At 70.2% G+C, this 21,861-nt stretch carries 23 protein-coding genes and 3 pseudogenes; 15 read left to right on the forward strand and 11 right to left on the reverse strand.

The features are described from left to right. Positions 1–3 precede the first annotated feature (3 nt). Positions 4–1,380 carry an extracellular solute-binding protein gene (locus tag ACQP1K_RS13505; RefSeq protein WP_433501234.1) on the reverse strand — a complete coding sequence of 459 codons (1,377 nt, stop codon included), beginning with the start codon at positions 1,378–1,380 and terminating at the stop codon, positions 4–6. Positions 1,381–1,819: 439 nt separating this feature from the next. Between ACQP1K_RS13505 and ACQP1K_RS13510 the strand changes: the two genes are divergently transcribed. The 5 genes and pseudogenes from ACQP1K_RS13510 to ACQP1K_RS13530 all read left to right on the forward strand — a co-directional run. Further along, complete coding sequence (locus ACQP1K_RS13510) at positions 1,820–2,554, forward strand: GntR family transcriptional regulator (protein WP_433501235.1); 735 nt, start codon at positions 1,820–1,822, stop codon at positions 2,552–2,554. A 101-nt stretch (positions 2,555–2,655) separates the two neighbouring features. Beyond that, entirely contained in the window at positions 2,656–3,225 is a 570-nt protein-coding gene (locus ACQP1K_RS13515) for a DJ-1/PfpI family protein (protein WP_433501236.1), read from the forward strand. Between the two features lie 19 nt (positions 3,226–3,244). Beyond that, the gene (locus tag ACQP1K_RS13520) at positions 3,245–4,066 is read left to right on the forward strand and encodes an alpha/beta fold hydrolase (RefSeq protein ID WP_433501237.1); all 822 of its coding nucleotides are present in this window, start codon (positions 3,245–3,247) and stop codon (positions 4,064–4,066) included. 22 nt (positions 4,067–4,088) lie between these two features. Continuing rightward, on the forward strand, positions 4,089–4,283 hold the full coding sequence (locus ACQP1K_RS13525) for a hypothetical protein (RefSeq protein ID WP_433501238.1): 195 nt from the start codon (positions 4,089–4,091) through the stop codon (positions 4,281–4,283). Between the two features lie 128 nt (positions 4,284–4,411). Continuing rightward, a pseudogene (locus ACQP1K_RS13530) lies at positions 4,412–4,483 on the forward strand (hypothetical protein); the annotation flags it as partial. A gap of 135 nt (positions 4,484–4,618) precedes the next feature. On the opposite strand, the gene ACQP1K_RS13535 reads toward ACQP1K_RS13530, so the two are convergent. After that, positions 4,619–5,062, reverse strand: a complete 444-nt coding sequence (locus tag ACQP1K_RS13535; protein ID WP_433501688.1) for a hypothetical protein — start codon at positions 5,060–5,062, stop codon at positions 4,619–4,621. A 371-nt stretch (positions 5,063–5,433) separates the two neighbouring features. Here ACQP1K_RS13535 and ACQP1K_RS13540 point away from each other — a divergent pair, with 371 nt between their 5' ends. Then, entirely contained in the window at positions 5,434–6,645 is a 1,212-nt protein-coding gene (locus ACQP1K_RS13540; RefSeq protein ID WP_433501239.1) for a hypothetical protein, read from the forward strand. Between the two features lie 83 nt (positions 6,646–6,728). Here ACQP1K_RS13540 and ACQP1K_RS13545 read toward each other — a convergent pair whose 3' ends face one another. Next, positions 6,729–7,136 (reverse strand): MerR family transcriptional regulator, encoded by a 408-nt coding sequence (locus tag ACQP1K_RS13545; RefSeq protein WP_433501240.1) that lies wholly within the window; start codon positions 7,134–7,136, stop codon positions 6,729–6,731. Between the two features lie 58 nt (positions 7,137–7,194). On the opposite strand from ACQP1K_RS13545, the gene ACQP1K_RS13550 reads away from it, so the two are divergent. Together ACQP1K_RS13550 and ACQP1K_RS13555 are read left to right on the forward strand one after the other, a co-directional pair. Next, positions 7,195–7,662 carry an SDR family NAD(P)-dependent oxidoreductase gene (locus ACQP1K_RS13550; RefSeq protein ID WP_433501241.1) on the forward strand — a complete coding sequence of 156 codons (468 nt, stop codon included), beginning with the start codon at positions 7,195–7,197 and terminating at the stop codon, positions 7,660–7,662. Then, positions 7,598–7,903 carry a hypothetical protein gene (locus ACQP1K_RS13555; protein ID WP_433501242.1) on the forward strand — a complete coding sequence of 102 codons (306 nt, stop codon included), beginning with the start codon at positions 7,598–7,600 and terminating at the stop codon, positions 7,901–7,903. Before ACQP1K_RS13550 ends, ACQP1K_RS13555 begins: the two co-directional genes overlap by 65 nt. Before the next feature lie 109 nt (positions 7,904–8,012). On the opposite strand, the gene ACQP1K_RS13560 is transcribed toward ACQP1K_RS13555, so the two are convergent. Next, entirely contained in the window at positions 8,013–9,095 is a 1,083-nt protein-coding gene (locus ACQP1K_RS13560; protein WP_433501243.1) for an endonuclease/exonuclease/phosphatase family protein, read from the reverse strand. A 421-nt stretch (positions 9,096–9,516) separates the two neighbouring features. After that, positions 9,517–10,149 (reverse strand): TetR/AcrR family transcriptional regulator C-terminal domain-containing protein, encoded by a 633-nt coding sequence (locus tag ACQP1K_RS13565; protein WP_433501244.1) that lies wholly within the window; start codon positions 10,147–10,149, stop codon positions 9,517–9,519. An 82-nt stretch (positions 10,150–10,231) separates the two neighbouring features. On the opposite strand from ACQP1K_RS13565, the gene ACQP1K_RS13570 reads away from it, so the two are divergent. Further along, entirely contained in the window at positions 10,232–10,480 is a 249-nt protein-coding gene (locus ACQP1K_RS13570) for a hypothetical protein (RefSeq protein WP_433501245.1), read from the forward strand. Then, a complete protein-coding gene (locus ACQP1K_RS13575) occupies positions 10,477–11,436 on the forward strand; it encodes a quinone oxidoreductase family protein (protein WP_433501246.1) in 960 nt (319 codons plus the stop codon). The genes ACQP1K_RS13570 and ACQP1K_RS13575 overlap by 4 nt, the downstream gene beginning before the upstream one ends. 585 nt (positions 11,437–12,021) lie before the next feature. On the opposite strand, the gene ACQP1K_RS13580 is transcribed toward ACQP1K_RS13575, so the two are convergent. The 3 genes and pseudogenes from ACQP1K_RS13580 to ACQP1K_RS13590 all read right to left on the reverse strand — a co-directional run. After that, the gene (locus ACQP1K_RS13580; protein ID WP_433501247.1) at positions 12,022–13,695 is read right to left on the reverse strand and encodes a glucuronyl esterase domain-containing protein; all 1,674 of its coding nucleotides are present in this window, start codon (positions 13,693–13,695) and stop codon (positions 12,022–12,024) included. A gap of 664 nt (positions 13,696–14,359) precedes the next feature. Then, the gene (locus ACQP1K_RS13585; RefSeq protein WP_433501248.1) at positions 14,360–14,725 is read right to left on the reverse strand and encodes a flavin reductase family protein; all 366 of its coding nucleotides are present in this window, start codon (positions 14,723–14,725) and stop codon (positions 14,360–14,362) included. A gap of 68 nt (positions 14,726–14,793) precedes the next feature. Then, positions 14,794–14,895 (reverse strand): annotated as a pseudogene (locus tag ACQP1K_RS13590) (flavin reductase family protein); the annotation flags it as partial. A 155-nt stretch (positions 14,896–15,050) separates the two neighbouring features. Between ACQP1K_RS13590 and speB the strand changes: the two are divergent. Further along, entirely contained in the window at positions 15,051–16,025 is a 975-nt protein-coding gene (gene speB / locus ACQP1K_RS13595; protein WP_433501249.1) for an agmatinase, read from the forward strand. Here speB and ACQP1K_RS13600 read toward each other — a convergent pair. Both ACQP1K_RS13600 and ACQP1K_RS13605 read right to left on the reverse strand, forming a co-directional pair. Further along, a pseudogene (locus ACQP1K_RS13600) lies at positions 16,000–16,335 on the reverse strand (amidohydrolase family protein); the annotation flags it as partial. The gene speB and the pseudogene ACQP1K_RS13600 sit on opposite strands and share 26 nt — an antisense overlap. 136 nt (positions 16,336–16,471) lie before the next feature. Next, complete coding sequence (locus ACQP1K_RS13605) at positions 16,472–17,044, reverse strand: helix-turn-helix domain-containing protein (RefSeq protein WP_433501250.1); 573 nt, start codon at positions 17,042–17,044, stop codon at positions 16,472–16,474. A gap of 350 nt (positions 17,045–17,394) precedes the next feature. On the opposite strand from ACQP1K_RS13605, the gene ACQP1K_RS13610 reads away from it, so the two are divergent. The 4 genes from ACQP1K_RS13610 to ACQP1K_RS13625 are packed head-to-tail and all read left to right on the forward strand — an operon-like array spanning position 17,395 to position 20,481. Further along, a complete protein-coding gene (locus tag ACQP1K_RS13610) occupies positions 17,395–17,805 on the forward strand; it encodes a TOBE domain-containing protein (RefSeq protein WP_433501251.1) in 411 nt (136 codons plus the stop codon). Between the two features lie 10 nt (positions 17,806–17,815). Beyond that, positions 17,816–18,586: a molybdate ABC transporter substrate-binding protein gene (gene modA / locus ACQP1K_RS13615; protein ID WP_433501252.1), complete on the forward strand. Its 771-nt coding sequence runs from the start codon at positions 17,816–17,818 to the stop codon at positions 18,584–18,586. A gap of 9 nt (positions 18,587–18,595) precedes the next feature. Beyond that, the gene (locus ACQP1K_RS13620) at positions 18,596–19,450 is read left to right on the forward strand and encodes an ABC transporter permease (protein ID WP_433501553.1); all 855 of its coding nucleotides are present in this window, start codon (positions 18,596–18,598) and stop codon (positions 19,448–19,450) included. Then, complete coding sequence (locus tag ACQP1K_RS13625; protein WP_433501253.1) at positions 19,447–20,481, forward strand: ABC transporter ATP-binding protein; 1,035 nt, start codon at positions 19,447–19,449, stop codon at positions 20,479–20,481. Before ACQP1K_RS13620 ends, ACQP1K_RS13625 begins: the two co-directional genes overlap by 4 nt. Positions 20,482–20,599: 118 nt before the next feature. On the opposite strand, the gene ACQP1K_RS13630 is transcribed toward ACQP1K_RS13625, so the two are convergent. After that, a complete protein-coding gene (locus ACQP1K_RS13630) occupies positions 20,600–21,859 on the reverse strand; it encodes a cation:proton antiporter (RefSeq protein WP_433501254.1) in 1,260 nt (419 codons plus the stop codon). Positions 21,860–21,861 lie beyond the last annotated feature (2 nt).

Consider the following 21,861-nt stretch of genomic DNA (forward strand, 5'->3'; position numbering starts at 1 on the left):
CACTCACAGTCCGCCGCCGCCCCTGCGGCCGCTGGAGTCGAGCACGCTCTGCTGTTCCTTGGCGATGTCGTCGAGCGCGTCCTTCGGCGTCTTCGCGCCGTTGAGAGCCGCGTTCACGTTGGTGTTCTCAATGTCGACGAGGCGCGCGTACTCGGGCACGTTCCACATGTCCCGCATTCGCGGAACCGAGTCGGCGTACACCTTGTTGAACGGCCCGGCATTGAGGAACTCGGGCGACTCCAGGGCGTCCGTACGCGATGGCACGCCACCGGCGGCGGCCCACTTCTTCTGGATGTCAGCCTGCTCGAACCACTTCATGAAGTTCAAGGCCTCCGCCTGGTTCGCCTCGGAGGAGTAGGCCGACACGTGCATCCCCATGCCGCCGAGAGGCACCAGGTTCGTCTTCTGGCTCGGCAGGGTGGCAAAACCCAGCTTCTCGAGAATCTGCTCCCGCGTGGTGCCGAGCGTCGACTGCTTCGGGTCAAGCAGGCCGCCGCTCGCGGCGATCCAGTTGAACGCGATGCATGCCTTGCCCTGGGCGACCGCCGCGTTCACCTCGTCGATGAACCAGTTGCCGGAGCCCTTGGCGGTCAGCGGCTTCATCTTGTTGACCAGGACGTCCATCGCCTCCTGGCCCGCAGCATCATTGAGGACGCCCTCGATCCTGCGCGTCTTGGAGTCCCAGAGGTTGCCGCCGTAGACGCCGTTGACCGTGTTGTAGGTTACGGCCGCGGCGTCGGAGCCGTTGGCCTGGTGGAAGGCCAGCCCGCTGACGCCAGGGTTGTCCGCCTGGCACTTCCCGGCGATTGAGATCATCTCGTCCCAGGTCTGCGGTGGCTTGTCGCCGATCAGGTCCTTGCGGTAGATCATTGTCCAGGTGTCGCCGAGCAGCGGCAGTCCGTACAGGCTGGCGCTTTCGTCGCGCTTCCCGGTCTCCGCCTGGGGGAACTGGCCGTAGGCCGCCAGGAGGTACGGGTTGTAGGCCGTGACGTCGATGTTCTTCTTGACGAAGTCGGTGATGTCGAGGATGTTGCCGTTCGTCACGGCCTCGCCGATGTGTTGCGAGTCCAGGATCGCGATGTCGAAGTCGGTCTTGTGCGCTGCGAACTGGGTGAACATCGCGTCGTGCCAGTTCGCGTTCGGCACGGTGTTGACCTTGATGGTCACGTTCGACCGTTCCTTGGTGTACTCCGCGTTCGCGAAGGCTTCCAGCGCGTGGGCGGGGGGCCAGTCGAACCAGATGAAGCTGAGGGTCAGCGGGTCCTTGGTGAGCTCCGGGATGGCCGCCGGCGCCTTGGGGGCGCTCGCCTCCACGCCGTCGTCCTGGCCGCAAGCCGCCATGGTCGTGGTCACCAACATGGCCGCCGTCGCCAGCTGCACTTTTCGACGGGGAACGGACAGTCGTCCTATTCGCTTTGGATACCGCATCTTCTTGCCTGCTTTCTGGGGGGACCTGTGGAGCCTTGCTGCGTGCTTCGCCGAGCAGTTGCTGGGGGGTGTTCAGGCGTGTTGCCGGCTGTCGCAGGGGCTGACCCGCAGACCGGCGTCACGAGTACGCCGCGACGTGATGGGGCTTCAAGCAGTCGAGAAGTCCTTCGGTCCTTATGCGGCCCGATGGCGAATCGAGTAGGACGTCGAGCATGCGCATAGGAGCTCCAACCGATCGATGCGGAGTGCTGGCGGGGGTTCCGCGATGGGTGAAGGATGGCTGGCATCTGTCACCTTTCCTATACGATCCGAGTGGGGGCGTCAACATCCCGCGGCGTTGCGACCGAAGTCAACAGGTTCCCGAAAACGTAAGGAAGGACCTCGCGTCACGATGGACGACGAAGTGGTGATCGCGCGGCGCTGTGGGGCCATGACGGGCGGAACGCCGCCGAGAAGATCTCGCGGCCGGCTTGCCGACGAGGTGTACGACACGCTGCTCGGACAGCTGATGTCGCTACGGATCGAGCCTGGCTCCCGCGTCACGATCGATGCCCTGGTGCGAGAGCTGGGGGTCTCGCAGACGCCGATCCGAGACGCTCTGAACCGCATGGAGGCCGAGGGCCTGGTCGTGCGTGTGCCCCATGCCGGCTATCGTATTCCCCCCCAAATCACCCGTCAGCGATTCGAGGACATGCTTGAGCTCCGCCTGCTCCTCGAGCCGGCAGCAGCGCGCAGATCCGCCGAACACGCATCCTTGGAGCAGGTGGCCGGTCTGCGACGAATGCTGGAGGAGATGGCGGAGCTGGAGGAGGGCAACGGGCTCATGGCCTATGGCGCCTTCGGGCTACGCGACGCCGCTTTTCACGATCTCGTCGCCCTGAGCGCGGAGAACCAGGTCATCCGCGAAGCGCTCGCTCGCCTGCACACGCACGTGCACCTGTTCCGGCTTCTCCACGACACCCGGGTCACTCACTTGGCCATGGCCGAGCACGAAGAAGTTCTGGCCGCGATCGCCGCGCGTGACCCCGACGCCGCCGCCTACGCCATGCGTCGGCACATCCTGCTGTCCGGCGAGCGGTTCCGACGATTGTTCGACGAAGTCAAGGGCGCGGACGGAATGGAGTAAAGGCTTGACGGGCGGGCTGGGCCGAGAAATGCTAACGAAATCGGATCGGATCGGATCGGATCGGATCCACCTCACTCCGCCCCAGATGCGAGGAGAAGCAGGTGCCCAGAGCGCTGCTCCTTACCGGCGACGCCGCCGAGGAGCTCGACACCATGTATCCCTACTATCGCGTGCAGGAGGGCGGCTGGGGCGTTGACGTCTCGTCACGGACGATGCGTGACGTTCAGCTGGTCATCCACGAGTTCGACCCCAACTCCGATGCCTACGTGGAGAAGAACGGCCGAAAGTTGCCGGTCGACGTGCCCTGGGCCGAGGTCGACGTCGAGCGCTATGACGCCCTCATCATCCCTGGGGGACGTGCCCCCGAGTGGATCCGGGTCGACGCCGACGTCAGGCGCATCACCGAGCACTTCTTCGCGCGCAACCTCCCGATCGCGCTGGTGTGCCACGGCGCGCAGGTGCCAGCTGTGTACGGGCTGCTGAAGGGTCGAAAGACGGCGTGCTTCCCCCCCATCACCGGTGACATGGAGAACGCGGGCGCGACGGTCGTCGACGCTCCCGACGTCGTGGACGGCAACCTCGTCTCCTGTCGGGGGTGGCCCGACATGCCGCAATTCGGCAGGGCGATGATGGAGGTCTTCTCAAAGTCCATGAACTCCGCATCGGCATGAGCACACCTGGCCTGTCTCGGTGACGGCACTTCGGACCTTCACCGTCGATGGCTCCCCCGTCCACGTCCTGGAGAGCGGCACCGGGCCCGCGGTGCTGATGCTGCACGGCTCCGGACCGGGTACGACCGGATCCGGCGCCTGGGCAACGACGGCACAGGCGCTGGGCACGTCCTGGCGCCTGGTGGCTCCTGACCAGGCGGGGTTCGGCCGTACACCGATCCCGGCGGGCTCCAGGGGTGGGCTCCGGCTGTGGACGGAGCAGGCCGCGGGCCTGATGGATGCTCTCGGTGTCGAGCACTACGCCGTGGTGGGTCACTCCATGGGCGGTGCCGTGGCGCTGGCGTTGGCGGCCGCGCGTCCCCAGCAGGTCACCCGTGTCGTGGCGGTCTCGACGATGGGCGCCCCCGGGGCACCGCTGTCCGCCGAGCTCGACGCGGTCTGGGCCGCCCCCGCCGGCCCGCTCGGGGCACGAGACATGTTGAGTCGCCTCGTCTTCGACCAAGCGCTCGTGACCGAGTCGGCCGTCGCTGCCCGTGCAGCCGCGATGCGAGCGGGGGCGGCCGAATTCGCGTCGTTGTTCCCTCCACCCAGGGCACGTTGGGCCGACGAGCTCACCCTCTCGGCGCAAACGCTGGCAGGGGTCCGCGCGCCCGTGCTGCTCGTCCACGGCGCCGAGGACCGTGTCACCCCGCTCGGGACGGCGGCCCTGCCCCTGCTCGAACATCTGGCCGATGTCCGTCTGTACGTGCTCGGCCGATGCGGGCACGTTCCGGCGCTCGAGCACCCGCACGACTTCAGGCGACTCCTGTCCTGCTTCCTCGGCCGGGAACGAGGTCACTGATCGCTCAACAGGTCCGCAGCCCGTGCTCAAGCAGATCAGCATGAAGCAGGCGGATGGAGTGCTCGGGGTTGGGGAGCATATCGCGGGCCGCGCGCAGGATCTCCGGCGTGACCACGGTGGGGCGGCCGCGGGCGCGGGCTGCGGCCAGGCCCTCGCGGGTGCCGGCGACGATGAGAAGCCGATGAACCAGGCGGACGTCAACTGTCGGGTGAACTAAACGATCGATTCCGAATACGGTCAGTGATCATAGGTGGTCAGTGAACGGCTGACCGCCTGCCCGGTCTGGAAGTTATGCCAGATCGCCGCGCCCAGCGCTCGGCGCGGCGGGTCGCCGAGCCGGCGTCGATGCACAAGATTCTGATCGAGAAGGACGGCGGCAAGATTCTCGGAGCTCACCTCTTGGGCCCGGAGGCTGACGAGTTCGCGAACCTCTTCGCTCTTGCCATCCGAGCGGATGTCCGCGCCGACGCGCTGAAGCATGCCCGCCGCCCCGACCGGCCGGTGCCGGGGGCGGTTGTGCATCTGCTGGCCGGCGCTGCCTACCGCCTGCGGCTAGCGCAGATGCCGGGCGAAGAACCCGGCCGCATCCTCCCCTGCGAACTGCGGGATACCGGTGTGCCCGCCCATGTTGGCGTGCAGCGTTTTCTCCTTGGAGCCGGAGGCGTCGAACAGGTCCAGGGCCGCCTGCCTGTCGTTGCCTTCGTCATCCCACTGCAGCAGGACATGCAGCGGAATGGTGACCTGTCGGGCTTCCTCGAACATGGTGCGAGGCACGAAACTCCCGGCGAAGAAGCCGGCGGCCACGATGTGCGGTTCAACCACCGCAAGCCGGATGCCGATGGAGATCACTCCCCCCGAGTACCCGACCGGGCCGCCGATCTCGGGCAGCGACAGGAGGGCGTCCAAGGTGGCCTGCCATTCCAGGACCGCCTTGTCGACCAGCGGGAGGATGAGGGCGTCGATGATCTCGTCGCCGACCGGCTCGCCGGCCTCCATAACCCGGCGCCGGCCAAACGGGGCCGGTCACCGCTCCCGGGGAGCTCGATGGTGGCGGCGGCGAAGCCATCCGCCGCGGCGTGCCGTGCCCGCGCCACCAGCCGGGGGTACATCTTGCGCAGCCCGAGCGGGGGGTGGCCGAGCAGGATCAGCGGGACCGGTGCGGACAGGGATGAGGGCAACAGCTAGTGGCAAAAGCGCAGGACCACTTCGCGGCAATTCGCAAGACGTTCCGGGTCGGATGACCATGCCGGAGATTACTTGCGGGAATTACACGTCTCACAAGTTATCCGAACTCTCCGGCCGCGCAAGAGATAGGGGTTTCTGAATTTTGATTTCCAGAAATACAGAAAATCGATAGACTGGCACGCGTGACGATTCCCCCCGAGACGGGCACCGCACCGCCCGTGACGACGCGGGCCTGCAAACACTGCGGCGCCGCGATAGAGCAACAGGTGAGGCGCGGCAGGCCACGGGAGTACTGCCCGCAGGGGGCCTGTCAGGCCGCCGCCAAACGGGAAAGGGAGATGCGCCGCGCCGCCCCAGGGCTGGAAGGGGCGCTCGCCCGGGTGGAGGACCTGTACGAACGCATGGAAAAAAGCCTGGCGGCGGCGATCGAGCCGCTCGCCCAGGTGCTCGCCGACGAGTTGAGCCCCGCGGGAGTCGAGGCGAAGCTGAGTGCCGTCCAGGCCGAGGCGCACACCCGTGTCGCCATCGCCCGCACCGAGCGCGAGCAGGCGCTGGAGCAGGTGCGGCTGGCGCGCGAGGCCACACAGGCCGCCCGGCGGGAGGCACAGGAGTCCCGGCAGGCGGCCGAGGACGCCTACGCCGAACGCGACAGCGCGTTCGCCGACGCGGAGACCGCCCGTGAACAGGCACTGGCCGCCCTGCGCGAGGCGGCGAGCACCGAGCGGAGGGCCCGGCAGGAGACCGCCGAGGCCAGGCGCCGGGCAGAGGCGGCCGAGACCGCCCGCGAGCAGGCCGTCAAGGAACTGACCACGCGAGTCGACCAGGCCATCGCGGAAGCGCGCCAGGCGCGGGCGGACGCCGTACGGGAACGGCAGGAGCACGAGCGGGCCGCCGCCGAGGCCGCCGCCGCGAAGAACGAGGCCGAGCTGGCCAGGCGCGCGCACCGTGAAGCGGAGCAGGCCAGTGCGGGTGCGCTCGCCCGAGCCCAGGCCGCCGAGGCCGAACGCGACCGCGCCGTCACCCGCGCCGAAGCCGAGCGCGATCGGGCGGTCGGCCAGGCCCATGCCGAACGCGACCGCGCCCTGTCCCACGCGCAGGCGACCGAGACGGCCAGGGATCGGGCGGTGGCGGCCGCCGCGCGCGCCGACGCCGAGACCGCGCAGGCACACGAACGGGCACAGGCCGCCAGGGACGAGACGGATCGCGCCGTCGAGCAGGCTCGTACGGCCGTCGCCGAGCGGGAGCGGCTCCAGGCCGAGCTGGCGCTGGAGCGGGCCCGCCTGGCCGACCTGCGGGCGCAGCTCGACGTGGCCAGGGCGGAGGCCGCCCAGCTTCGCGAGCGTGCGGTGGCCGCCGAACTCCGCGCGGCCGCGCCCGACACGCCGGCGACCTGAGGACCGGCGGCTTCACCGCGCGTGAGTGCGCCGCCCGAGTGCGGGGGTTCGCGCCCGCGTCGATGCCGGACGGGCCGGGGTGATCAAGACGTGACGGAGCGACTCGTCTGCGCGGTGACGTCCTGGTCCTCGATATACGCGCAGCCGCTGCCCGGGCTTCCGGAGACCTGGATGACCGTGTCCAGCCGGTCGCGGGTACGGATCAACGCGGCGATCTGGGCATCGATGCGATCGCGCTCGGCGGCGAGCCGGGCACGCGAGGCCGGAGTGCTGACCTTGGCATCGACGCAGGGCAGCAGCTCGGCGATGGTCCGGCTGGACAGGCCGGCCGCGTACAGCATCTGGATCAGGTCGACCCGGTCGGCCGCCGACTCGGGGTAGTGGCGCTGCCCGGAGTCGCTCCGGTGGGCGTTCAGCAGTCCCTGCTCCTCGTAGTAGCGCAGAGCCCGGGCGCTGACGCCCGATCTCGCCGCCAGCTCGCCGATCCGCACCGTGACCTCCATCACACGACTTGCCTCTGACGTCAACGTCAGGTCTTAGCGTAGCCGCATGCAGATCAACGGAGCACATGTGCTGGTCACCGGGGCCAACCGGGGCCTGGGCCGGCAATTCGTCCTGTCCCTTCTCGACCGCGGCGCAGCCAAGGTGTACGCCACCGCCCGCCGCCCCGACCTCATCGACGTGCCGGGGGCCGTCCCGCTGCGCCTGGACGTCACCGATCCGGCATCGGTCGCCGCCGCGGCGGCAGCGGCACCCGACGTCAAGATCCTCATCAACAACGCGGGAATCGCGACCGGGGCGAATCTGATCACCGGGGACCTGGACACGATTCGCCGCGAGATGGACACCCACTTCTACGGCACCCTCGACGTGATCCGTGCCTTCGCGCCCCGGCTGGCCGACGGCGCGATCCTCAACGTTCTGTCCGCGATCTCATGGCTCGCATACGACGGTGCGGGCGGATACCCACGCGGCGAAGGCCGCCGAGTGGGCGCTCACCAACAGCGTACGGCTTGAGCTGGCCGAACAGCGCACCCTGGTGACGGGCCTGCACCTGGGTGCTGCCGACACCGACATGATGGCCGGGTACGACGGCTACAAGAGCGCCCCCGAGGTGATCGTCGCGGCGGCCCTCGACGGCATCGAGGCGCACCGGCCCGAGGTGCTCGCCGACGACTGGAGCCGCCGGGTGAAGGCATGGCTGTCAGAGGACCCGGATCTCATCTACCGGGAAGTGGCGGCCGCCCTCACGGTCTGACCCACCGCCCCCGCCTGACCTTTCAGGGGCCACCCGTACCACCGGCAGGGTGCGTACGCGGCCGCGTCGTCGCAGGCGAAGACCGGTCCGATGGCGAACGGGCACGGGTTCACCAGCTGATCTCGGCCGCCACCGGCAGATGGTCGCTGCCGGTGGCGGGCAGCACCCACGAGCTCTCCGGCTGCACGCCGCGGACCAGGATCTGGTCGATCCGCACCACCGGGAACTTCGCCGGCCAGCTGAAGCCGAAGCCGTCCCCTGCGACATCCTGGGCCGGACGCAGCCGCGAGGTGATGCCGGCGAACGCGCGGTCGTCCATGGTGCCGTTCAGGTCGCCGAGCAGGACAACCCGCTCGTTCCGCTCGGCGGCGACGGCCTCGGCGAGCGCCTGCGCGCCTCGGTCCCGATGGGCCGTCCAGAAGCCCGTCCTGGGAGTCACCCGTACGGACCCCAGGTGGGCCACGTACACCGCCAGCGGACCCTGGTCCGTGGCCACCGTGGTGCGCAGCGCGCGGTTGTAGGCCATCTTGATGTCGGCCGGCTTGGTGTCCGCCAGCGGCCCGTGGTCCATGCCGATGTCGACCTGACGGGTGTCCGACAGCGGCAGCTTGCTCCACAGTCCGACCGTGCCCTGCACCGTGTGGTACGGGTACGTGTTCGCCAGTTCCTTCTCGTATATGTCCCGGGTCTGCGCGGCCAGCTCCACCAGGGCCAGCACGTCCGCCCCGGAGGCGGCCATGGCGCGGGCCACGCCGGCCGGGTCGGGATTGCCGACGTCGACGTTGTGGCCGGCCACCATCAGGTCGCCGCCTGGGCGGGACCTGTCGCCGAGCAGCCCGCCGAAGAGGTTCAGCCACACCATGACCGGCAGCAGCAGCGCGACCACGGCGGAGGCGGAGCGGCGCCACAGCGCCCCGGCCGACAGCACCGGGATGAACAGGCCGAACCACGGCAGGAAGGTCTCCACCAGGCTGCCGAGGTTCCCGATCCGGTTCGGGATCTTCGCATGCAGCAGCATGAGCAGGCCGAGCAGCAGCGCCAGCGTCGCGAGCACCAGACCGCGCCTCCAGGGGCCCGGCCGGGAGATGGCGCGTATCGGTCGGCGGACAAGCGCAAACCAGGTCCCGGCGCCGGCGTCCCGGCGGCCGGCTCGGCCGCCATCGCCGTCCTCCGCCGTCTCCACCGGTGTCATCGTCTGTCCTTGCTCACTTCCGGTCACTGCTGCATCCTCGGGTCCTGAACGGGGTCGCCATCTATACGCGGACAATCACGATCGTGCCCGATGTCGACCGCATCACCCGAACCGTGAGGAGACGTCGCCGCGGGTGCCGTCATGACGACCTTAGGTCGGACGACCACGCCGCCCGGCGACCTTGATCGCACCGGTCTCCGTGATCATGCCACCATGCTGGGAGATCGACCCGGCGTCGGGGTCAAACGGCGCGGCGACATGACGTCCGCACACCCGCGACAGCCCGGCACGCCGGCAGATAACGAATCTTCGAAGCGCTGTACCATCGGCGCGTGAATCCCTACTGGGACGTCGGCTAGCCGTGTTGAGTGACTCGGGGCGCTCATTCCAGGGCTCACTCGCCTGCGGAGCGGCTGACTGATCAGGACGTGGGGGCGGACTGCACGGCAGGACCATGGATGATCTGTTCCAGGCAGTCGCGGAACAGATCGTCGGCGGTGCGGCCGGCCTGGAAGTACTCGGTCACGCCGGCCATCACGGTGGGGTACGCCGTGGCGTAGGCGGCCATGTCGAAGCCGTCCAGGGCGTCCGCGTCGGGGCGGCCGGTCTGTTCCTCCAGGACGTAGCCGACGGTGAAGCGCAACACCGTCAACACGATCAGGCGCGCCTGCCGCAGGGGAATGCCTCGCCCGACCAGTGTGCTCATTGCCAGTTCGGAGATGGCGGCCATCTTGAGCGACAGCTGGGAGGCCGCGATGATCCGGGCTCCGTCCGGGTGGGCCAGCAACGCGCGCCGCAGCCGCTCGGCCAGGCCCATCAGCCAGTCCGGCCAGCACTCCTCCGGCGCGGGCGAGGCCGGCTCGGGGAACTGCTGCTCAAGGATCGCCTCGGCGATCGCGGTGACCAGCGCCGCCTTGTTCGGGATGTGCCAGTAAAGAGTCGGTGACTGTACGCCGAGCCGGGCGGCCAGTTTGCGCGTGGTCACGCCGTCGAGACCCTCGGCGTCCAGGAGCGCGACGGCCTCGGTGACAATCCGCTGCTTGTCCAGAGCCAATTCCGAAACCTCCCTTGCGCAACCTATCACCGATAGAGCACTCTATCAGTGATAGAGAACGTCTGCGCCAGAGGAGGCGACGATGAGACACCAGCCCTCGCTCCGCGACCTGCTGCACTGGGCAACCCATCGCATTCCGGGGGTTCCCGTGCACACCAAACGGCCGGCCGGGCACCAGAGCCAGTCCAGCCACGGCCATGGGCGGCGGCACCCGCTCACGCACCACCGTTCGCACCACCACGGGTTCAACCACTCTCCGGCCCGTCCGCCTCGCGTCCTGGCGGCGTGGCAGATGCGGATCGCCCGCTTGTTCGGGCAGGAGCTGGGATGAAGGCAGCGGTGCTTCACGAGGTCGGCGGCATCCCGCGCTATGAGGACTTCCCCGATCCGGTGGCCGCCGACGGCGAGGTGATCATCGACGTCAAGGCGGTCGCCGTCGAGAATGTCGATAAGGCGATCGCGGCCGGTACGCACTACGCCAGCCGGCAGTACATCGGCCGACTTCCGATGATCCCTGCCTTCGACGGCATCGGCGCCCTCCCGGACGGCACGCTCGTCGGGTTCGGCAACATCCGCCTGCCCTACGGCGCGCTCGCCGAGAAGACCGTCGTGCCCCAGGGCTCCTGCATGCCGGTCCCCGACGGCATCGACCCGGCCGTGGTAGCGGTGATGGCCTCGGCCGTCACCGCGATGTCGATGAAGACGGCCGCGGGGTTCGTTCCCGGGGAGACGGTGCTGGTGCAGGGCGCCACCGGGGTCGCCGGGCGGCTCGCGGTCAAGGTGGCCCGGCTGCTGGGCGCCGGCCGGATCGTGGCCACCGGCCGCGACGACGACCAGTTGCGCGAGGTGCAGGCCGCCGGGGCCGACACGGTGATCAACACCGCGGTCTCCGACGAGGCACTGGCGCAGGCGTACCTCGACGCCAGGGGGGACGGCTACGACGTCGTCGCGGACTACCTGTGGGGCAGGCCCAGCGAGATCCTGCTGCGCGCCCTGGTGCCGCGGTCGTTCGCGTTCGGCAAGCCGACCCGGGTGGTCCAGATCGGCGAGTCGGCCGGCACCGCGCTCGCCCTCGCCGGGTCGAGCCTGCGCACCTCCGGCGTGGAGATCTACGGCGCGGCCAAGGGCCTCGACCCGCAGACCATGGACGAGGTGTACCAGCAGGTCGTGTCGTGGACGCGGTCCGGTGAGCTCACCTTCGACGTGGAGAAGGTCCCGCTGAGCGACATCGCGACCGCCTGGCAGCGAACCGACCTCAAAGGCAGGCGACTCGTCGTGATGCCATGACCGGCCCGCGCCCACGGCACACCATCGATGATCATCGGTCGGCTTCCGTCGCCGTCCCCGCCCACGACGGCGACGGAACCGTCCCGAGCGGTGGTGCCCGGTCCAGTGGCCACCGTCCCCGCCGCTCCAGGGCCCACGAGACGATCACATAGCGGCCCCAGGCGGCTGAGGGCGCGGCTTTTGAGAACGGCCGACCTGGGAGCCACGGAAGCGACAAGATCGACTGACCGCGTCTCGATAGCGATCGATTCCGGACAAGATCACAGCAGGGCCGGCCGAGGTCCGGCGCGGTGCACCTCGCGACGAGGACGTGGGCAGAACCGCTCGTTTGGGGCCCATGAAGCGACCGTCGATCACGTGGAAGTGGGCGTCGAAGAACGGGCGTCGTTCGGTCACGGTGAGCTCCTCCGGCCACAGTCGAGGCTGGGCGCCGATCCGCCGTGCCCAGTACGCCACCCGCGACGGGCATGGCCGGGGCCCGTGGCGCGGCGGGCACCTGGCGCGGCGAATGCGACCGCCGCACCAGGTGCCCGCCGCAGCACGGGCCCGTTCTACGTACGGTTCAACCGGCCGGGACCGGTGTGATCACGGACTGGTGCAGGTGGCCTGCGGGGTGGCCGAGGACCCTGCGCCGATGAAACCGAAGGTCGTGCTCGCGTTGGCGGCCACCGAGCCGTTCCACGACTCGTTGCGCACCGTCACGCTCGAACCGGAACCCGAGTGCATGCCTCCCCACACCTGGGTGATGGTCTGCGAACCGGGCCAGGTCCACTTCACGGTCCAGCCGTTGATCGGCGAGTTGCCCGCCCGCACCGTGGCCTCCCCCTGGAACCCTCCGGGCCAGGAGTTGACCACCACCAGTGTGGCCGAGCACGCGCCGGTCGGCCCGGACGGTGAGGGAGTCGGCGTCGGGCTGGGGCTGGGTGTCGGAGTCGGAGTCGGAGTCGGCGTCGGCGTGGGAGTAGGGGTGGGGGAGGGCGTCGGAGTGGGGTTCGGCCCGTCGCCGAGGGTGGGGGTCTGCCAGTCCCGCCACTGAGACAGGTCGCCGGATTTGCTGGGGGAGACCCGGAACACACCGGTGGTGCCGCTGGTCTTGAGCAGGAACTTCCTGATGTTCTGCTGCAGGGGGTCACGCCACTCCGACCGGGAGGCGCAGTGCGTGCCGTCCTGGACGTCGGACCAGTAGCTGATGTTGGACTGGGCGCCGAGTGCCTTGTAGATCTCGGCTCCGGCCAGGGCCGCCACGCTGCCGGAGCGGGCGGCCAGCCAGTCGACGTGGGGGTTCTCCATGATGAACAGCCCGCGTGGCGCGATCATGCCGATCATCTCGTGGGTGTCGACGGGCAGCGCGCCGGGGTTGCCGGTGTAGGAGCCGAAGGCGTCGCCGAGCCAGGGCTGCTCGGAGTAGGCGCTGCTGAGGGGCTGGGCACCGCTTTCCTGGGCGATGCCGCGGAAGACCGGCACGCCGGCGCTGCCGGACTCGATGGGCAGGGTCAGCGCGATGCGCTGGTCGAAAACGCCGCTGACGAAGGCGCCCTTGCCATAGCGGGAGCATCCGGTGACGCCCATGGCGTCGGCCTTGAGCACGGTGCCGTCCGATTGCTCGATGACGTCGATGATGCGGCTGACGCCCCAGGCCCAGGCGGCCAGCAGCCCGGTGCCGCTGGAGGAGCCGTAGACGCTGTAGAAAGCGCCCTGCTTGTTGTTGCGCGCGGTGCCCTCCTTGCCGACGGCCAGGGGGTCGTAGCTGATGACGGCGGCTCCGGCGGCCTTGATGGCGGCGGTGTCGGCGCCGAAGCCGCCAACGACGATCACGGCCGGGAACGGCCCATTGCCGGAGGGCAGATCGACCCCGGCGGTGAAGCCGGCGCTGCGGCCGTTGTGGGACACGTTGACGGTGATGCCGGTCCGGGAGACCGTACCGGTGACGCCGGCGGGCTTCGCGGGCTTTTCGCCGTAGACGAACCGCTCGGCCAGCTTTTTGATCTCCTCGCGCCGGCAGCGCCACTCGGCCTTGGTGGTGATGCGGGTGCCGTCCAGCTTCGTGAAGGGATCGGGGAGTTTCGCGTTGGACGGGCCGGAGCCGGGCACCGTCACCGCGCAGTCGGCTCCCTCGTCCTCCACACCGGATGCGGCGCCCGCGGTGGGGCTCTGCGACACCGCGAAGGCGACGGACAGCATCGTCGCGACGCCCAGGATGAGCATGCGGCGCACACCGGAGATCCGGCTCCCCCCGCGGGAGGCGATGTCGCCGGTCATCGGGCTCCTCCGGGCGAGAGCCGTTGGTTGCCGAGGAACAGTGCGGGACGTTTCAAGGCGATGCGTCCTTCCTCTCGAGGGTCCGTGACCTGTCACAGGTCCATGGAGAGCCGCAGACCGAACCAGACGATGAATATTTTCGAAGTTTCACCGAAACATTCCGAGCAGACAAGGCCCAAGTCAGGACGTCCCCACGGCAGGCAGTGGGGTCGTCAGTAGCCGCTTGCGCCCTTCGGTCCTGAATCGGGCGGATAAAGACGCCCGAGGGTGAAGACTCTCCATCGTCCACCACCCCGGCTGCCTCCGAAATCTTTCTGGTACGTGTGAAAAGTTCATGGTCTGCCGAGAGGGACGCTCTCCGGACACTTCGGTCCGTACGCCTCGCGCACGGGTGGGAAGGCATTGCGTCCCGAATACTCGATATGTGGTGTTACGGCATGTTCTGCAGCTGAGCTGTAAAACAAGATGTCGGCCGACGCCGAGGCCGCTGAGATCGGCAAGACCCGAGGGCCGACGAGATCACCTGTCGGTGCTCGCGCCCGAGACTCATGGAGAGCAAGGTGCCAGAACGACGGGAGTATCCGGATCCGGCTGCGGCGGCCAGCACGACACGGCCGTCGCGCAGGCTCGCCCGGTACTCGTCACCGGTCTTGAGCATGGACCCTCAGCTTTCGATGGGGTCGTCGGGCAGGTGGTAGAAGTCGCGGTCGCAGTACAGGAGCGGGGCGAGGTCGCGGGCTCCCTCGCGGACGGTCTCCACCCTGGCGAAGAGCACGTCGTGGTCGCCGACGGTCACCAGGTGCGAGACCGCGCAGTCGACGTGGGCGAGCGCGCCGTGCACCGACGGCGCCGGCGGTACGGCCACGCCGTCGTGCGGGTCCCAGCGCCGGTCCGGCGTGGGATGCGGCATGCCGGTCTCGCCCAGTCCCTCGGCCTCCGGTGAGAAGAACTCCAGGAACTTGGGGGCGCCGGGCAGGGCGGCCGCGCGGGCGACCGGGACCTGGTCGGCCGACAGCACCGAGATGCCCACCCGGCCGTGCAGTCGCCGGCCTGCATCACCGCCGTGTGCGAGAACAGGCAGACCGACACGACCGGCGGGGCGAGGGTCACCGACGTGAAGCTCGACGCGGTGACACCCCAGGGACGGCCGGACACGAACGAGGTGACCACCACGACCGTGGCGGGGACCCGGCGCAGCACGCTGCGGACGGAGCCGGACAGATCCGTTTCTGCAGTCTGACTGTAGAAAATGCTGTCAGACTACAGATCGCGTATCCTGGGTGCAATGCTTTCCCGGCCACGGCAGTGCGGGCCCAGCGGCCGTATGCAGTGCTCACCAGGAACGGAAGGACGGAATGGACACGAACCACCCCATCGGGCCGGTCTCCGGCACCGAGATCCCGCGCTATGCCGGGCCCGCCACCTTCGCCCGCCTGCCCCGCACCGATCAGGTGACGAGGGCCGACATCGCCGTCATCGGCGCGCCGTTCGACAGCGGCGTCAGCTACCGTCCGGGCGCACGGTTCGGCCCCTCCCACATCCGCCAGTCCTCCCGGCTCCTTCGGCCGTATAACCCGGCGCTGGAGCGCTTCCCGTTCGGCTCCGTCCAGGTCGCCAACGCCGGCGACATGGTCATCAACCCGTTCGACATCACGGACGCCATCGGCCAGATCCAGGAACAGGCCGGGGCGCTGACCGGCGCGGGCACGCGCCTGGTGACGCTGGGCGGCGACCACACGATCGCGCTTCCGCTGCTGCGGGACCTGCACCGTCACCACGGCGAGATCGCGGTGCTGCACTTCGACGCGCACCTGGACACCTGGGACACCTACTTCGGGGCGCCGGTCACCCATGGCACGCCGTTCCGGCGGGCATCGGAGGAGGGCCTGCTGGATCCCGGGGGCTGCCTGCACGTCGGCATCCGGGGGCCCGTGTACGACAGGGACGACATCACCGACGACACCCGGCTCGGCTTCCAGCAGCTGACCTGCCGCCGGTTCGCCCACGAGAGGCTCGACACGCTGATCGGCATCATGCTGCGGCGGCTCGGCGATCGCCCGATCTACGTCTCCGTGGACATCGACGTGCTGGACCCGGCGTACGCGCCGGGGACCGGCACCCCGGAGGCCGGCGGCCTGTCCAGCCGGGAGCTGCTGGAACTGCTGCGCGCCCTCGACGGGCGCAACGTGGTGGGCGCGGACATCGTCGAGGTGGCGCCGGCGTACGACCACGCGGAGATCACCGGCGTCGCGGCCAGCCACGTCGCCTACGAACTGCTGACCGTGATGGCCGGCGGCGACCACATCAGCGCCGCCGGCCCGGCACGCTGACCTCGACGTCGTGGCCGGCGAACACGGGCTCGCCGGCCACGAACGTGGCCGCGACCGGCGCCTCCGGCCGGTGTCGAAGCCCCTCCATTCGCCGCGGGTCGTGGTCGAGCACGGCGAAGTCCGCCGGGGCGCCCGCCCGGAGCGTGCCGGCCGGCCCGGACCCGGGACGCACCGACGCCGACCCTCGCGTGTAGAGGTGCAGCGCCTGCGCCGGGGTGAGGCGTTCGCGCTCGCCGAGCGTCTCTCCCTCACGGGACCGTCGCGTCACGCAGTTCCAGACGCCCTGCCACGGGTCGAGGCCGGCACACGGGTGGTCCGAGGTCTGCGGATTCTTCGGCGACTCCCGCCCGGCCCTCGTGCCGGTGCCCCTGCCCGTGCTGGCCTACCCGGACATGGACGTGGAGATCGAGGTTCAGGCCCTGGCCGGCTGAGCGCTCCGCCTACGGTCAGAACGCCGGAGGAGTCATCGAGATGATCAACCGGGTGCCGTCCTCCAGCCCCTGGAACTGGTGGGGGAGCCGGGCGACGTAGGAAAGCGAGTCACCGACGTGCAGCGTGAGCTCCTCGGTGCCGACCTTGATCCGGGCGGATCCGCTCGTGACGATCAAGCACTCTTCGCCCGCATGGGACAGGACGTGGTCGAAACTGCGGGCTTCCCCGCCAAGGTGCATCTCGATCATCTGCAGGTTGCGCAGCTGACCCGACGAGAGCAACTCATAGGACACCCCGCCGCTGTCCGGCGGCCGGATGACGTTGCGTGAGCCCGCCCGGATCAGCGCCGGCCGGTCGGCCGGGGAGCCGAACAAGTCGAACATCGCGATGTTGAGGACCTGGGTGATGCTGTGCAGGGTGGCCAGCGACGGGGTCACCTTGCCGCGCTCGACCTGGCTGAGCAGGCTGGGGCTGATCCCGCACGCGGCGGACACGGTGTCGAGGGAAAGACTTCGCGCCGCGCGCGCCTCCCGCAGCCGCCGGCCTATCTCCACCACGTCCAGGGGCTCTGCGATCTCGTTCGGCATCCGTCTCTCCTCCGGATCGGGTCGGCGGGGCAAGCGGGCAGCCCTCGTGCGACAGGGGCCAGAGTACCGATTCTGCAGCCGGACTGTAGACCTTGTAATAAGACCGGCCGGCCGCGCGGCACGCCTCGGTACGCGAGCGACACGCTGCCCACGATCACGACCCGGCGGACCCGCACCCCACCCCCCGGTGGGCGGCGCCCGCCGCGTGACCGGAGACGGCCGGACGACGAGAGCACGGGCCGGCGGCGTCGCGATCTCGCGGATACGATGGAACATCCCCAGGAGGTATCGCTGCTGCGAGGAAATACGGGTATTCAGACTGGCATATGCGCGGGATAGGGTGTGGGCCTGTGACGACATTCCGGATCAGCGAGGCCGCCGCGCTGCTCGGGGTCAGCTCCGACACCGTCCGCCGCTGGGTGGACACGGGCCGGCTGCGGGCGGAGCGGGACGAGCACGGCCACCGGCGGGTGAACGGCGGTGATCTGGCCGCCTTCGCCCGCGCCCAGGTCGAGTCGGTCGAGGGCGGCCGCTCCTCGGCCCGTAACCACTTCCGCGGGATCGTGACCGAGGTGATCAAGGACGCGGTGATGGCGCAGGTGGAGATCGCCGCCGGGCCGTACCGGGTGGTGTCGCTGATGAGCCGCCAGGCCGCCGACGAGCTCGGCCTGACGCCGGGGGTGGTGGCGATCGCCGTGATCAAGTCCACCAACGTCGTCGTGGAGATCCCCGGCCACGAACGCGTGGCCGCCCACCCGTGAGGAGCACCCCTTGGCGTTCAGGCGTCTTTCCCGATGGGCCGTGCTCCTTCCCATCCTGATCGCGCTGGGGCCGACGGGCTGCGGCTCCGGCGAACCGGCCGGCGCGGGCGCCGGCGAGGTGACGGTGCTCGCCGCGGCCTCGCTGACCGGCGCCTTCACCGAGCTCGGCAGGCTCTTCGAGGCCGCCCATCCGGGCACCACCGTGAGATTCGGCTTCGGCTCCAGCGCCACGCTGGCCCAGCAGATCGTCCAGGGCGCACCGGCCGACGTGTTCGCGGCCGCCAGCCCGGCCACCATGAAGACCGTGACGGACGCGTCCCTGGCGAGCACGCCGACCACGTTCGCACGCAACAGGCTGCAGATCGCCGTCCCGGCCGGCAACCCGGCGAAGGTGAACGAACTGAAGGACCTGACGGATCCGGAGGTGAAGGTGGCGCTGTGCGCCGAGCAGGTGCCCTGCGGGGCGGCTGCGGTCAGGGCGCTGGACGCGGCCGGGCTCGAGGTCACCCCCGTCACCCTGGAACAGGACGTCAAGGCCACGCTGACGAAGGTGGAGCTGGGTGAGGTGGACGCGGCGCTGATCTACACGACCGACGTGCTCGCCTCGGGCGGCAGGGTTCACGGCATCGCGTTCCCCGAGGCCGGCCAGGCGATCAACGACTATCCGATCGCCACCCTGGCCACGCCGCCCGCCGGCGACCTCGCCCGGCGGTTCGTCGACCTGGTGCTGTCACAGCGGGGCAGGGACGTGCTGACCGAATCCGGCTTCGAGACGCCCTGACGCCGAATGATCACCACCGACCGCACCGGCCCGGTGGAGCCGCACAACGGCTCCACCGGCCGCCCGCCGTCGTCGGCCGGGCCATCCGGCCGGCTCCCGTGGATGCTCGTGCTGCCCGCACTGCTGGGGCTGGCGTTCCTGGTGCTGCCGCCGGCCGGGCTGCTCATCCGCGCCCCCTGGTCCACGCTGCCGGAGCGGCTGGCCGAGCCGCACGTGCTGGAGGCGCTGAGGCTGTCGCTGCTCTGCGCCACCATCGCCACCGCCGTCTGCCTGCTGCTCGGTGTGCCGCTGGCCTGGCTGCTGGCCCGGGTCGATTTCCCCGGCCGCCGCCTGGTGCGCGCCCTGGTCACCGTGCCGCTGGTACTGCCCCCGGTCGTCGGCGGCGTCGCGCTGCTGCTGGTACTGGGCCGGCGCGGCCTCATCGGCCGGTCGCTGGAGGCGGGCTTCGGCATCACGCTGCCCTTCACCACCGTCGGCGTCATCGTGGCCGAGGCCTTCGTGGCGATGCCGTTCCTGGTCATCAGCGTCGAGGGCGCACTCCGCGCGGCCGACCAGCGCTTCGAGGAGGCCGCCGCCACCCTGGGCGCCTCCCGGTGGACCGTGTTCCGGCGCGTCACGCTGCCCATGGTCATGCCGGGCGTGGTGGCGGGGGCCGTACTGTGCTGGGCGCGGGCGCTCGGCGAGTTCGGCGCGACGATCACGTTCGCCGGTAACTTCCCCGGCACCACCCGCACCATGCCGCTGGCGGTCTACCTGGCCCTGGAGACCGAACCCGAGGCGGCCATCGTGCTCAGCCTGGTCCTGCTGGCCGTCTCCGTCGTCATCCTGGCCGGCCTGCGTGACCGGTGGGTGAGCACGCCATGAGCCTGCGGGCCCGGCTGGTGGTCACCCGGCGCGCCTTCGAACTGGACCTGACGCTGGAGGCCGCCCCGGGCGAGGTGGTCGCACTGCTCGGTCCCAACGGCGCGGGCAAGACCACCGCCCTGCGCGCCCTGGCCGGGCTCACCGCCATGACGAGCGACGGGCGGATCGACCTGGACGGCCGGGCGCTCCACACCCTGCCCGCCGACCGGCGGCCGATCGGCGTGGTCTTCCAGGACTACCTGCTCTTCCCGCACCTGTCGGCCCTCGACAACGTCGCCTTCGGCCCTCGATGCAGAGGCGTCGGCAAGGCCGAGGCCCGCCGCGCCGCCGCCGCCCTCCTGGAGCGCGTCGGCCTGGCCGGCCACGCTGCGGCCAAACCCCGCCGGCTGTCCGGCGGACAGGCGCAGCGGGTCGCACTCGCCCGGGCCCTGGCCGTACGGCCGCGCCTGCTGCTGCTGGACGAGCCGCTGGCCGCCCTCGACGCACACACCCGGCTGGAGATCCGCTCGCAGCTGCGCCGCCACCTGGCCGAATTCGACGGCGTCACCGTCCTGGTCACTCATGACCCGCTCGAGGCGATGGTGCTGGCCGATCGGCTGATCGTCATCGAGCACGGCTCGATCGTGCAGCAGGGCACGCCGGGCGAGGTCGCGCGGCACCCGCGCACCGACTACGTCGCCCGCCTGGTCGGGCTCAACCTGTACCGGGGCGTGGCCGACGGCACCCGGGTCGAGATCGGCGAGCTGGTGTTCAGCACCTCCGACCGGCTGGACGGAGCCGCGTTCGTGGCCTTCCCGCCGACGGCCGTGGCCCTGTACCGCTCCCGGCCGGACGGCAGCCCGCGCAACCTGTGGCAGGCACGCATCGACGGGATCGAGCGCCACGGCGACAACGTACGCGTGCACCTCGACGGCCCCATCGCCGCCTTCGCCGACATCACCCCGGCCGCCCTGGCCGAGCTCGACCTGGTCCCCGGCGGGTGGGTCTGGGCCTCGGTCAAAGCCACCGAGACCCATGCCTACCCGGCGTGAACCGCCCAGCGGTCCACGCCGATACGCCCCGGCGCCGGTGCTCCAGCGGACGCGCCGATGTGCCCGTACGGATGCCGGACCCGGCCGTCACCACGACGCCCGGCGGTTCGCCGACCGCTCAGGACGCCTCGTCCGCGATCCCGGGGGAGTCCCGCACCACCAGGGTCGTGCTGGGAGCGGGTACGCGGTCGGCCGCCTGGGGGGAGGGCCCGGCGGTCCCGAGGGCCCGGCGGCGCAACAGGCGGGCCAGCGGTTCGGCACCACGGGCCAGCAGTGGCCCGGCGACCGCGAGAATGAGCACATAGGCGGCGGCCAGCGGCCCGAGTTTGGCGCCGACGCCGCCGCTGACGGCCAGACCGGCGATGACGATGTTGAACTCGCCCCGTGAGATGAGGGCGGCTCCCGCCCGCAGCCGGCCGCCCGGGCCCACCCCGGCCCGCCGTGCGGCGATCCAGCCGGTGGTGACCTTGGTGGCCACCCCGATCACGGCGAGCAGCGTGGCGATCCCGAGCACCGGCGGCAGCTGACGCGGATCGGTCTGCAGACCGAAGAACACGAAGAAGACGGCGGCGAACAGGTCGCGTAGCGGCTCCAGCACGCGCCTGGCATTGTGGGCCAGCGGTCCGGACAGGGCGATGCCGACCAGGAACGCCCCCACCGCGGCCGACACCTGCAGCTGCTGGGCGACCCCGGCGACCAGCAGGGTCAGCCCGAGCACCTTCAGCAGCAGCACCTCTTCGTTGGGACTGGAGACGAAGCGCCCCACCGTACGGCCGTGCCGCAGCGCGATGACCAGGATGACGGTGATCGTGCCGGCCGCGATGGCCAGGCTCATCGCCCCGGCGGCCAGCCCCGCCCCGGCCAGCAGCGTGGTGAGGATCGGCAGGTAGGCGGCCATGGCGAGGTCCTCGAACACCAGCACCGACAGCACGGTCGGGGTTTCGCGGTTGCCCAGCCAGCCGAGATCTCCGACCACTTTGGCCGTGATGCCGGAGGAGGTGACGTAGGTGACGCCGCCGAGGGCGACGGCCGCGACCGGCCCCCATCCCAGCACAAGCGCCGTGATCACACCGGGGGCGGCGTTCAGGACCAGGTCGAGCAGGCCCACCGGGGCAGAGGTGCGAAGCGTCCCCACCAGTTCATCGGCCGTGTATTCCAGGCCGAGGGTGAACAGGAGCAGGATCACGCCGACCTCGGCGCCCAGTGAGACGAATTCCTCGCTGGTGGTCAGAGGGAGAATCCCGCCGATACCGAAGGCCAGACCGGCCAGCAGGTACAGCGGGATCGCGGAAATGGAGAAGCGGATCGCCACGGCCCCGAGCAGTCCCAGGGCCAGAATGATCGCACCGAGTTCGATTAGTTGGACGGCACCGTGCACGG

The organism is Sphaerimonospora sp. CA-214678 (genome assembly GCF_050942215.1).
Lineage (GTDB): Bacteria > Actinomycetota > Actinomycetes > Streptosporangiales > Streptosporangiaceae > Sphaerimonospora.